The 12,671-nt window shown below is 48.4% G+C and carries 11 protein-coding genes; 6 read left to right on the plus strand and 5 right to left on the minus strand.

The window, feature by feature from the left end; genetic code table 11:
* Positions 1-75 precede the first annotated feature (75 nt).
* From FHP88_RS18500 to FHP88_RS18515, 4 genes are read left to right on the plus strand one after another with little or no spacing between them, the layout of a single operon-like run.
* Entirely contained in the window at positions 76-1,092 is a 1,017-nt protein-coding gene (locus FHP88_RS18500; protein WP_144360635.1) for a branched-chain amino acid ABC transporter permease, read from the plus strand.
* 1 nt (position 1,093) lies between these two features.
* Positions 1,094-2,230 (plus strand): branched-chain amino acid ABC transporter permease, encoded by a 1,137-nt coding sequence (locus FHP88_RS18505; RefSeq protein WP_144360636.1) that lies wholly within the window; start codon positions 1,094-1,096, stop codon positions 2,228-2,230.
* A gap of 4 nt (positions 2,231-2,234) precedes the next feature.
* Complete coding sequence (locus tag FHP88_RS18510; protein WP_144360637.1) at positions 2,235-2,993, plus strand: ABC transporter ATP-binding protein; 759 nt, start codon at positions 2,235-2,237, stop codon at positions 2,991-2,993.
* Positions 2,990-3,751, plus strand: a complete 762-nt coding sequence (locus FHP88_RS18515) for an ABC transporter ATP-binding protein (RefSeq protein WP_144360638.1) — start codon at positions 2,990-2,992, stop codon at positions 3,749-3,751. Before FHP88_RS18510 ends, FHP88_RS18515 begins: the two co-directional genes overlap by 4 nt.
* A 74-nt stretch (positions 3,752-3,825) precedes the next feature.
* Here the strand turns inward: FHP88_RS18515 and FHP88_RS18520 are convergent, their stop codons facing one another.
* The 4 genes from FHP88_RS18520 to epmB form a co-directional block, all read right to left on the minus strand.
* A complete protein-coding gene (locus tag FHP88_RS18520) occupies positions 3,826-4,944 on the minus strand; it encodes an SUMF1/EgtB/PvdO family nonheme iron enzyme (protein ID WP_144360639.1) in 1,119 nt (372 codons plus the stop codon).
* Positions 4,944-7,031 carry an EAL domain-containing protein gene (locus FHP88_RS18525; RefSeq protein ID WP_144360640.1) on the minus strand — a complete coding sequence of 696 codons (2,088 nt, stop codon included), beginning with the start codon at positions 7,029-7,031 and terminating at the stop codon, positions 4,944-4,946. Before FHP88_RS18525 ends, FHP88_RS18520 begins: the two co-directional genes overlap by 1 nt.
* Positions 7,032-7,085: 54 nt before the next feature.
* Entirely contained in the window at positions 7,086-8,912 is a 1,827-nt protein-coding gene (locus FHP88_RS18530; RefSeq protein WP_144360641.1) for a hypothetical protein, read from the minus strand.
* A 159-nt stretch (positions 8,913-9,071) separates the two neighbouring features.
* Positions 9,072-10,079, minus strand: coding sequence for an EF-P beta-lysylation protein EpmB (epmB, locus tag FHP88_RS18535; protein ID WP_144360642.1), 1,008 nt, complete (start codon positions 10,077-10,079; stop codon positions 9,072-9,074).
* A 34-nt stretch (positions 10,080-10,113) separates the two neighbouring features.
* On the opposite strand from epmB, the gene efp reads away from it, so the two are divergent.
* Positions 10,114-10,686, plus strand: a complete 573-nt coding sequence (gene efp / locus FHP88_RS18540; protein ID WP_144360643.1) for an elongation factor P — start codon at positions 10,114-10,116, stop codon at positions 10,684-10,686.
* A gap of 16 nt (positions 10,687-10,702) precedes the next feature.
* Positions 10,703-11,689 (plus strand): EF-P lysine aminoacylase EpmA, encoded by a 987-nt coding sequence (gene epmA, locus FHP88_RS18545; protein WP_260843373.1) that lies wholly within the window; start codon positions 10,703-10,705, stop codon positions 11,687-11,689.
* A gap of 5 nt (positions 11,690-11,694) precedes the next feature.
* On the opposite strand, the gene asd is transcribed toward epmA, so the two are convergent.
* Positions 11,695-12,600: an archaetidylserine decarboxylase gene (gene asd / locus FHP88_RS18550; RefSeq protein ID WP_144360645.1), complete on the minus strand. Its 906-nt coding sequence runs from the start codon at positions 12,598-12,600 to the stop codon at positions 11,695-11,697.
* Between the last annotated feature and the right edge of the window lie 71 nt (positions 12,601-12,671).

Raw genomic sequence — 12,671 nt, forward strand, 5'->3', positions numbered from 1 at the left:
TCTAGCGTGTATGCCGGCTACCTTTGGGTGGCCGGCATTATCCTTTCTTTCATCATCACTAGTGTGTAGACAGTAATGGATGCGATCCTTCTTCAGATCTTAAATGGCCTCGATAAGGGCGGCGCCTATGCCCTCATCGCCCTTGGCCTTACACTCGTATTCGGAACACTCGGTGTCGTGAACTTCGCCCATGGGGCGCTTTTCATGCTGGGTGCATTTTGTGCGGTTACCGTGCAAAAGATTTTGACACTTTCACTCAAAGTAAAAGACGAAAGTATCACCTTCTTCGATGCGTACAAAGAACAGCCCTATTTAGAACTTTGGTTTGGTGATTTTGGCACAAAGATCATCGACTGGTCAGTACCGATATCGATCGTAATCGCAATCCCAATAATGTTGCTTATCGGGCTTGCTATGGAACGAGGCCTGATTCGCCACTTCTATAAGCGCCCTCATGCCGATCAAATTTTGGTTACCTTTGGTCTCGCTATCGTGATGCAAGAGATCATCAAATCCTTTTTCGGTGCCAATCCAATTCCAACACCAGCACCTGAAATTGTAGCGGGAAGTGCGCCTATCGGTGTTTTGCTTGGATTGGGCGAATCAGTGGTTTATCCCTGGTGGCGATTGATCTATCTGCTTTTCTCAGGGGTGGTTATTTTTGCTGTGTTTGCATTCCTCCAGTTCACTACTTTTGGCATGGTGGTACGAGCCGGTATGCATGACAGAGAGACCGTAGGTTTGCTGGGTATCAATGTGGAGCGAAGGTTTACCATTGTCTTCGGTATTGCGGCGGTTGTAGCTGGATTGGCCGGTGTCATGTATGTGCCTATTCTTCCACCTGATTATCACATGGGTATGGACTTTTTGGTGCTCTCTTTTGTGGTGGTAGTGGTCGGAGGTATGGGATCACTTGGCGGTGCCGTAGCTGCAGGATTCCTACTGGGTATTCTGCAATCTTTTGCGTCCATGAATGAAATTAAAGACATCATCCCTGGCATCGATCAGATCATTATCTATCTGGTTGCTGTAGTAATCATCCTGGTAAGACCTCGCGGTCTGATGGGACGAAAGGGCGTGATGGAGGATTGATATGAGTATGCCACTGTTACGCAATGATTGGGTTGTCATGGCCCTGTTTACTGCCGTTGTCCTCTCTGCCCCTATATGGCTTAGTCCCGTTGGTGCAGGGTATCCAGATCTGTTGCAGAAATTCGCCATCTTTGGGATTTTTGCTATAGGCTTTAATATACTGTTTGGCCTTACTGGTTACTTATCGTTTGGACATGCCGTGTTTCTTGGTATTGGCTCCTATACGGCGGTCTGGTCTTTTAAACTGCTTACCATGAATGTCATCCCGGCCGTAGTACTTGCCACGCTTCTTGCGGGTGTATTTGCGGTTGTGATTGGTTTTCTGAGTCTACGTCGGTCAGGTATCTATTTCTCCATTTTGACTTTGGCCTTTGCCCAGATGTCTTACAATTTGGCCTATTCAGTGTTAACACCAATCACAAATGGTGAGACAGGTCTTCAATTGACAATGGATGATCCGCGAGTATTTGATAGCGCGACTACCGAAGGGCTACCCTCAACAACACTGTTTGGCATGGATATGAGCGGCTATCCTGGCTTTTACTTCTGTGCGGTGTTGCTGATCATTGCCTTCTTTATTTCGCTGCGTATCTTCCGTTCGCCATTTGGATTGAAGCTTCGGGCGATTAAGTCCAACCAGACGCGCATGCGCTATACCGGATTCAATACCAAGCCTTACCTGCTCACCGCGTTTGTGATTTCCGGTATGTACGCAGGCCTGGCGGGTTCATTGATGGCGATCACAGACCCGCTGGCGGGTGCTGAGCGTATGCAATGGACCGCATCAGGTGAGGTGGTGTTAATGACTATCCTTGGCGGGGCGGGTACGTTACTGGGCCCCTTACTTGGATCCAGTATTATTAAGTATTTTGAGAACATTTTCTCGGCCCTTAATGATGGTCAGCTTCATGAGATCTTCGCGTTCCTTCCGGATTGGCTGGAGAATATTGTGGTAGCAATTGCGGGTGAATTTGTCGGTGATGGTTGGCATTTGACGCTTGGATTGCTGTTTATGATTGTGGTGATCTTCCTGCCGGGTGGCGTGGTTGAAGGCATTCGTCGCGCATCCGCTTTCGTACGTAATATGTTCAATAAGTCAGCAACTGACGAAAGTGAACTGTCGGCAGAGAAGGAGTGATGTGATGAGTATTGTATTAAGCATCAAAAATGTCGATAAAACCTTTGGTGGATTGCACGCTTTGGGTGATATCAATCTGGACATTGAAGAGGGGAAAACCCACGCTATTATCGGTCCAAACGGTGCAGGTAAATCGACGCTGCTGAACTGCTGCATTGGTCGTCTGATACCTGATAATGGTACGGTTGAGTTTGAAGGGAAGAATATGATTGGCATGCAGCCGCATGAGATCAATCATGCAGGTATGGTGCGAGTTTTTCAGACCCCTGAAATTTTCCCTGATCTGTCGGTATTGCAGAATGTGATGATTCCTGCGCTTGCCAAACGAGATGGTATTTTTAAATTTAATGCGTTCAAAAGTCTCTCTTCTGAAAAAGCACTAGAGGCCGATGCTATCCATATACTGGAAGATATGGGATTAGGTGAACATATCTTAAAACACGCGGGTAGCATGTCGCGTGGCGATAAGCGTCGTCTTGAACTGGCTATGGGGTTGGTGCAACACCCACGGCTATTGTTGCTTGATGAACCTACTGCCGGTATGGCTCGCCATGATACCAATCGTACGATTGATCTGCTGAAGCGGATTAAAGAGCGTGGAATGACCAAGATTATCATTGAGCATGATATGCACGTGGTATTCAGTCTTGCTGATCGGATCAGTGTTTTAGCCCAAGGCCGTATTATTGCCAGTGGCACGCCAGATGAGATTCGCGGTAACCCAAAAGTCCAGGAAGCCTATCTGGGAGGGGCTGAGCTATGAGTAAGTACAGTACGACCCATCGTGTTTCTCCGGTCAACAAGACGGGTTCCGATCCGGCTTTCTTCTCCTGTTGGGATATCCACTCTTACTATGGCGAGAGTTATATCGTACAAGGGGTCAGTTTTGATATTCGTGAAGGTGAAGTTCTGGCGCTCCTTGGTCGTAATGGCGCAGGAAAGACTTCTACACTAAGATCTATTGCTCGCGTCGATAGTCCGCAGGTGACGCACGGGGAGATTTGGCTGGACCACAAACCGCTGCATCAAATGAAATCGCATGAGGCGGCACAAAATGGTGTTGGCCTGGTTCCCGAAGATCGTCGAATCATTGCGGGTATGACGGTTGAAGAGAACCTGATCCTGGCGCAGATTGCGCCACCGATTGGATGGAGCATTGAGCGCATCTATGAGCATTTCCCGCGTCTGGCTGAGCGGCGCACTCAGGAGGCAACGACCCTGTCAGGTGGTGAGCAGCAGATGCTCGCGGTTGCCCGTGCGCTTGCACGTGACATCAAGTTGCTGTTACTGGACGAGCCTTATGAGGGATTGGCTCCTGTGATCGTTCATGAGATTGAGCGTATCGTTGATGGCATCAAGAAATTGGGCATTACGACGATTATTGTTGAACAGAATGCTGTGGCTGCTCTACGCTTGGCAGATCGGGCCATTATCCTGGATATGGGTCAGATCGTATTTGACGGTTTGGCTCAGGAGGTACTTGATAACGAGGAACTCAGACAGCAGTATTTGGCCATCTGATTTTTTACTATCGTTCCTAATAAAAAACCTGTGTTCTTCCTTTATCGGAAGGTCGCAGGTTTTTTTATTTCTGCCTAGGTGACTTCGCGTACGATTCGAAAGCCGACCCTGAGATAATGATAATGAGGGAGCAGTTTATTGCGAATCGCTGAGCGAATACCGCCGGGGACGTTGTGCCATGAGCCGCCTCGTACAATACGTTCTCTCAAGTCATCCTGCAGGGTTTCTGCGCTCAGCAGCTCAAGCCCGCCGTAGTTCTCGTCGAACACCGAGCCACACCATTCCCATACATTCCCATGCATGTCATGCAGTCCCCAGGGATTGGCTGGGAATTGATCAACAGGGGTTGTTTGTCCACGCGACACACCTTTTTGACTACCTGAGTAAGTATAGTTGCCATCAAAATTGGCTTGCTCTGTGGTAATGGTTTCACCGGTCCAGAATGGGGTGCTGGTCCCTGCGCGACAAGCGAACTCCCATTCTGCTTCTGTAGGCAGTCGTATCTTATTGCCGGTACGCTTTGACAGCCAGTGGCAATACTCAGTGGCACTCCAGTAGGTCACATTGATTACCGGTCGATTCTCTCGTCCCCAAGTGTCATCTGGCGGTCGCGTATGGCGTACTTCATCGCAAAAAATATCAAACATGGCAAATGTGACAGGTGTTTTAAGCATTTCAAAACGCCCAATTTCTACCTCATGTTGTTGCTCGTTTTCAAATCGCCCAATCTCTGAGGCGGGTGAGCCCATGATATAGTTGCCACCGGTAATGCTGACCCAATCGCTCTCCCTTAGTCCGTATTTGAGCAGTTTTGCCTCAAGCGCTTTTTCCTTTTGAAAGTTACGCTCCAGCGTACGTTCTATCTGCGCTTCGGTGATACGTCGCTTAACTTGTTCTTCGATGATCTCTTTGATTTGATCATCTTTTCCAGTCAGTGGCGCTGTTTCTTTAGTTGGTGATGATGAATCAACGGCATAAAGTGTGCTGGTTGATTTTTTTGCGGGTTTAGTTACAGCGGTACCGCAGCGGTCGCAGAAGTTAGCTTTGGGTTGAAGATGCTTGCCACAGCTGCAGCAGTGACCTTCCCGACAGAGGGATCGTCCACATTGGGCGCAGAATAGAGCCTCGGGGTCTTCTATCTTGTGGTTGCAGTGTTTGCACTGCTTGAGAGAGTAACCACTCTTTTGGTTCATTAGGCTGAACTGAATTCGTAAGAGATATTTTCAGAGGGCTCCTGCAAGAAATAACCCTGAATATAGTTGACACCGACTGTCCAGAGTATGGCAAGACTATTGGCATCTTCTACACCCATCGCAATAGTCTTTACGTTGTGGCTCTTGGCCAGGGCATTAAGTTCATTCAAGTAGTCTTGGCGGTCTTGTTTGGTAGCAAGATCTTCCATTAGGTCAAAATCAAATTTTACAAAATCGACAGGCAGGTGTTTTAGCAATGTTTCTGCCTTTGGTGTTGATCCAAATTGATCAACAGCTAGCTGGCATTTTATTTTTTTCAATCCATCGATCAACTTCTTGGCAGTCTGGATATGATTGCGGAGATCTTTGTCACGTATCTGGAAGGTGATCCAGGCGCCTTTTGCTTTATATTTTCTCAAGCAGTCGCAGATCCAGAGAAGTATGCCTTCATCTTCCAGTGCAGCACTGGATAAACTGATAAAGAAGTTTACCTTTCTTCCCTCTTCCCGTTGCTGGGCAAGCTCTTCTACCGCCTTGTTAATTACCCAGCGGTCGACCTTGGCCATCTGTTCTCCCTGTTTGGCGTGTTTAATGAAGTAGTCAGGAAGAATCTCTTCATTGTTGTTGTCTAGCAGTCGGGTAAGTACGGCATAGTTTTCACGGCTATCCCCCTGCAGACTGACGATGGGTTGGTATACCAGACGGAAGCGGTCATTTTCCAGGGCGTGTTCAATCAGTTGATTGATGCGCGCTTCATCGCCCGTATTGTCCTCTCCATAGCTTGCCTGCATTTCGCTGGCATCATAGAAGGATATGCTGTTACCGCCATTATTCCGGGCTGCTTCATAGGCATGGTAGGTACGATTAATAAACTCCTGACTGCTGGTGATATCTTGCCCAAGCAGGCCGGCTCCAATGGAGCAGGTGATATTAACTTCCTGATAAATATAGTCTTCTACTAGCTGACGAAGTCGTTCTGCCGTTGATTCAGCCTCTGTATGGTCACTAATGCAGCTCAGGATTGTAAAGGTATGATCGCCAAAGCGTGCGAGTAGCTCACCTTCATCAGTGTTATTGGACAATATTTCAGCAAGTTCTTTGAGGAGCTTGTCGCTGGCTATAATGCCCAGATTTGCCCGTATCTCGGCAAAGTTGTCAACAACAATATAGAACAGTGAGCAGCTGCCTTCTGTTTGTTGAAGTGCGCTGATTTTTTGCTCCATTTTCTCCATGAAATATTGGCGATTGGCCAGGCCCGTCTGTGTATCCTGATTACTCAGTAACTCGATTGTATGTTCGAGCTCTTTGCTCTGTGAATCATTGCGTATGACGATTTGTGTGCAGGGTTCTCCATCATAAGTAGCAGGTGAGAACTCGAGTCTTGCATCAAATGTATCTCCGGCACTGTTCTGACATTCAATACTGAGTTCCTGCTTCTCATCGCCCAGTGTTTTCAAGAAAGCCTTGATGCTTTTGTGATCTTTCGGAGAGACCATATCCAAGATGGGGAGACCTTCCAGCTCTTCTAAACTTACGTAGCCAAACATCTCCATATAGGTGGGGTTGGCCTGCATGTGCATGCCTTCATGAATATAGGCAATGGCATCTTGTGAGCTGGCAATGAGTGTGGTGCAGCGAGATTCAGCTTCTCTCAGTTTTTGTTGTGTGATGGCCAGTTCTTGACGTAGCTGCAATGTTTCAGCTTCGCGCTTGATGACCAGTTGCAAATGATCGGGATCAGTGGCCGAAACAACATCTCTTGCACCATCAAGCATGGCTTTTAACAGTAGCTGCGGATCAATGTCTTGGTCTTTATAGATGATGACGTTGGGCGTGTCCGTGAACGCTGTGCGACACAGTTTGGTCGTTGATTCAAACTTCTCTTTGCTTCCTTGCATGGATATCAGGATTAGATCAGGTTTCTCCGTATCGGAGACATCAAGAAGTTTTTCATTATCTGCGATTATTGTTGGATGGATTACCATGCCGGCGTTACGTAGCGCACTGATATAAGCTTCAGCTTCATTTAGCGAAGGCTCAATGATCAAGAGTCTTATTGGTATGTCAGTGTTCAGGTTTCCAATCATAGGGGGCTATTGTCCAAAGGTATCACCATGGTGGTCTTATCTATTTCTATACGGTTAGAGCATGGTCCAGATGTTGTCAAAATCATCGTCATCACTGTTCTTTTGCTTGTCCGTTTCCCCGGGTAGAAGGTTAAGGTAGTTAAACTGGAAATGAGCAAATGCCCCGGTTGTCTCAAGCAGGCGTATGAGCTTTGCTTTTCGCTTGGTTGTTCCAGACTTAAGCATTACGACATCATCAACCTTAAAGGGCAGGGTTGGCAAAATCATACTGGCTGGTCTTTCGGACGACTTGAGCTCAGGGAGCAATAAACCTTTTTGTGGAACGCCACTGTGGTTTTCGCTATTAAGCAGGTCTACTTCAACGGCTGAAGCATTGGGGGAGACCATCTCCATGCCCAACTGCAATCCTTGGCCAGGGGTGTTTTTCATCCATCGGCTGATGCCAATACCAAACTGATTCCTATTGGTTGCAGACTGAATGCCGATTACTTCGCCAATCTTGATTTTAGGTGCGTTGAAACCTTGCCAGTTAATGCAATAGCCTCCAGCACTTTCGTTGATTGTTTTACAGGCGAAAGTCTCAAACGAGTGCTCAGTCATACTTGAAGCCCACGTTGGTATGCCCATTTGCCCAAAGCCAGGCTCATCATAACTACTGGCAACGATGGTCTCTTGAATGCTCTCATCAAAACCATCAAGTGTCAGTTTCTGTTCCGATAGGGTGTAGAGTGATTTGTTTAGACGGGTTCCATCGGGTTGATCAATCCACTCAAGCTCGATATCAGAAGAGGTATCTTCGAGTGTTTCTTCCACTGCTATATTGGGCGTTAGCAAGGCGTGCGTGGCAGTAATACCCACAGCAATCTTCAACTCAAAGTTGAGTTTGGTTCTGACAAACTCCCGCTTTGGTGCTGAACTGAGCACTTGGATCAGTTGCCGCAATAAATGCGCCGAGGGCTGCTTGCTGGTTGGACTAATTTGGCTGCCTCGTTGTTCCGGTGGCAGATTATCGAATGTTTCCCGAAGTGACTGAACCAGTTTCTGAGTGTTTAGCACTCGGCAGTGTTGACTCAGCTCTTTCTCCTCAAGCGCCCCATGGATAGGCGGGGAGTCCGTGGTAAGCCTAGCCACGAATTGGCAGGGTGTCAGGCTGTTTTCATTCGGTATTTCCAGTGTCGTGAGCTTGTTCCAGTCGTCAAGTGATGTCCTGAGATAGTCAATCTCACGTTGCCTCATCCGATAAGGAGAACAGATTGAGAAGAGCAGCGCCTGCTTATATAAATTTTCGATACTGCTAACGGTCTCATCGTTCTTGCCGTCCTTTATTGGCAAGGTATGGATGTTGTTTTGTTCAGCATAGGCATAGAGCAGATGGATCTCTTTCCATACTGTCTGGGGAATGGGGTCGTAAACGATAGCCGAGTGATACGAGACCATGGAAAGGAAACGAATGACACGGTGAATAGCGATTATAAGCAGCTTCCGGTCAAATTTCCCCGAACTGCCTGAAATCATATTCTCAATGAATATTTTGTAGGCCAATGCCAGTTCGGTATACAGCTCCCTATTCAATACCGCAATCTTGCGATTTTTTGCCGATAAAGGGAAAGGGACATCGTAATAGTATTTGTGTAGATTTTCGGAGATATAGTTAATCGGGCGGCGAAATAGTTCTGCCACCTTAATACGGTTAATATTCGGGATATCGAGTCGATTGAATTCGACGATGGTTTTAAATACCTGCCTGGATGTTTCACCCACATTGGCCATTGGCAGGGCACCTACCCAACTGGAAACCTCCTTGGGATTCAGTAAGATAGATCCGGCAGGCGCAGAGGTGCGCTCAGGTAGTTTAAAACCGAGAGTGTTCTGTATCTCCATGAAATCTTTACAATCCTGACTAAAAAATCAACAACAGCTACAGGCTGTTCGCAAAGTATTACCTTCAGGTTATCGGCAGGATATGATCCTACTATAGTAATATTTTGATTGTAAGCGAGTTTCTGTTATTTAAAAGCGATCCTGTGAGGATTTTTTAGTTCAAAAGGCCGGTTGTTTAGCGGCCATTCCAGCGTGCTCTCTAACCCATTTTGGCATGAGGTACCCAGGCAGGTTGTTACGTAGTGAATTTTCCAGTCGCAAGGCCTCTTCATCGGCTACTTCAAAATGGGCTGATCCCTGCACACGATCAAGCATGTGAAGGTAGTAGGGAAGGATGTTTGCTTCAAAGAGCGCTTCACTCAGCTCTATTAAGGCTGTCAAATTGTCATTGACCCCTTTTAGTAGTACCGACTGGTTAAGCAGTGTGACGCCACCCTGGTGTAGCCCAGTGAGTGACCGAGTGAGTTCGGGGGTGATCTCCTTGCGGTGGTTGATGTGCAGAACCAGAATTTTTTTCAGTCGTCCAGCGGTCATCCACTTCACAAGTTCAGCTGTGAGCCTTGCTGGAATGACTACTGGCAATCGCGTATGGATGCGCAACCTTTTCAGGTGTGGAATAACTTCGAGCTGGGTCACAAGCTGGCTCAGCCTGCCATCTGAAAGGCTCAGTGGATCGCCGCCACTTAGGATGATCTCATGGATATCTTTTGCGTCCTTGATATAGGCAAGTGCCTGCTGCCACTTGTCCCGATAGGTCGCCGTCTCCTGGTATGGGAAATGGCGGCGAAAGCAGTAGCGGCAATGGATGGCACAGCTACCACTGGCAATCAGTAGCAGCCGTCCCTGGTATTTATGCAGTACTCCGGGAACAATGGCGGTTTTTAAATCCCCAACCGGATCGGCAGAAAAACCTTCAGACAATAGTGATTCTGCGCCGATAGGAAGTACTTGGCGTAGTATGGGATCAGCTGGGTCTGCTTTATTGATCAATTCAGCGAATTCACGCGGCACTTTTAGACCAAATTGTGCGGCGGCTTGGCGGGCTGCCGGAAGCAAGTTTTTGTCCAGATGTAGGTAATCAACAAATTCGTCGACATCGGTAAAGGCGGTTGCGAGGGCATGTTGCCACAGGGGAGTCTGACATACAGGCTCTATTCGATGTATCATGCGCGTTTCCAGTGGTTTGTTTGGTGAGGACAAGATGGCAACGTATAGTACCAGTGAGTTTAAGGGTGGGCTAAAGCTAATGCTGGATGGCGACCCCTGCTCCATTATTGAAAACGAATTTGTGAAGCCTGGCAAAGGCCAGGCGTTTAACCGGGTAAGAATCCGTAATCTGAAGACTGGGCGCGTCATTGAGCGGACTTTTAAGTCTGGTGAGACCGTTGAAGCAGCGGATGTCATGGAAGTGGAACTCCAGTACCTCTATTCTGATGGCGAGTTTTGGCACTTCATGGATCCCAACTCTTTTGAGCAGGTGAGTGCCGATGCCAGTGCCGTGGGTGAATCGGTGAAATGGCTGAAAGATCAGGATATGTGCACGGTGACCTTATGGAACGGGAGCCCAATCATTGTGGAAGTCCCCAATTTCGTGGTCTTGACCATTACCGAGACTGATCCAGGGCTCAAGGGCGATACCTCTGGCGGTGGTGGCAAGCCTGCAACTTTGGAGACCGGTGCAGTGGTCAGGGTGCCGCTATTTGTGCAAACGGGTGAGCTGATCAAGGTCGATACGCGCTCTGGGGAGTATGTCTCGCGCGCAAAAGAGGATTGATTTGGACGAACGGGGAGTGAGTCCAGCGGTAGCAGACGGGTGGCGTCCAACAGCTTCAATCGAGATGTTGAGGAGACGTGCCCGTATGCTGGCCGATATCAGGGCCTTTTTTCAACAACGGGATATTTTGGAAGTTGAAACGCCGGTCTGTTCGCGGCATGGGACGACCGACCCTGCTATCGAGAGCCTTGCCTCCCGTTACACCGGTCCCGGTGCCCCTTCGGGCACACCGCTCTATTTACACACCTCACCCGAGTTTCCAATGAAGCGGCTGCTGGCTGCCGGGTTAGGGGCTATTTACCAGATATGCAAAGTATTCCGCGATGGTGAATCTGGCCGACGACACAATGCGGAATTCACCTTGCTTGAGTGGTATCGCCCCGGCTTTGATCATCATCAGCTGATGGATGAGGTGGAGCAATTGATCTGTCAGCTGATGCCACAGACGGGGCCTGTCCATAAAATCAGCTATCAAAGGCTGTTTGAACAGCATCTTCAGGTGAATCCCCATCAGACAACAGCAGAACAACTGCGCCAATGTGCATTACACCAGGATGTTTCAGGGTTGGAATGTCTGGATCTGCCGGACCGGGATGCTTGGCTGGATATCCTGATGACACATTGTATCGAGCCTGCCATGGGGCCTGGACTCTGCTTTGTATATGATTACCCCGCCAGCCAAGCCGCGCTGGCAAATATTCGTCAGGACGTTGTTCCTGTGGCGGAACGATTTGAGCTCTATATTGATGGTATCGAAGTCGCCAACGGTTTTCATGAGTTGATCGATGCCACTGAACAGCAAAAGCGATTTGAACAGGATCTACAGCAACGCTCAATCTCAGGTCAGCCATTGATCCCGATGGATGGGCATCTGATTGAAGCGATGAAGTACGGTCTGCCGGAGTGCTCTGGTGTGGCCTTGGGAATTGATCGGCTGTTGATGCAAATGACGGGATCAGCCCATATTGATTCGGTCATTGCCTTCCCTCTGTATCGTGCTTAGCCGGACTACTCTTTCAATGTAGCAATCTGTTGGCCCATTTCAACTTTGCAATCGGCCGTCAGTTCATCACTCCATTCAATTGTATCTTTAGCGAACAGCAAGACAACGGTTGATCCCATATTGAATCGACCCATTTCTTCACCACGGTCTAGCGCTACAGATGCAGTCGGATTGACCGGCCCATAATGCCATTGATTGATGCGCCGGGATGTGGGGGCGACAGTACCGGCCCAGACGGTGTCCATACTCGCCACAAAGATGGCGCCCACCATGATGACGGCCATCGGGCCCTTATCGGTCTCAAAAAGATTGACCAGACGTTCATTGCGACTAAACAGACGGGGTACCACACGGGTGGTCGAGGGGCTGACACTGAAGAGACGGCCAGGGATGTGTAACATCTTTTGCAATATTCCAGACAGTGGCATATGGATGCGATGATAATCTCTCGGAGACAGGTAGATGGTGGCAAAGTGGCCCTCGTCAAATTGCTTACACCATGCTTCATCTGCGCCCAGCAACTCACTCAATGTGTAACTCTGCCCTTTAGCCTGAAAAATGCGGCCATCTTGAATGCGTCCGATCTGACTGATGGCGCCATCAACGGGTGAGAGCACTGTGTCGTCTCGCTCATCAAGCGGGCGAGCATCAGGTCGTAATGCACGGGTGAAGAAGGCATTGAAACTGGGGTAACGCGTGGGGTCTTGCTCTACAGCCAGCTGCATGTCGATCTTGTAGAGTTTGATGGCCCCTGCAATCAGTAGATCTTTAAGTGGCGCCCACTCAATACGGGTTAGCCAGTACATTGCCTGAGAGAGCAGATGATGGGGTAACAGATAGAGCAGTAGCGCAAAAAGCTTATCGAGCAGGTTGGCGTCTTTAGCCGTACCCTGATAACTGGGATGATTCATTCAATAGTCCATGATTTGGCGGTTAGTCGATTGGGATACTACCCATATCGACCGGCCAGGTAAATGAGACT

The sequence above is a fragment of the Sedimenticola selenatireducens genome, from assembly GCF_007625115.1.
Classification (GTDB): Bacteria; Pseudomonadota; Gammaproteobacteria; order Chromatiales; family Chromatiaceae; genus Sedimenticola; species Sedimenticola selenatireducens_A.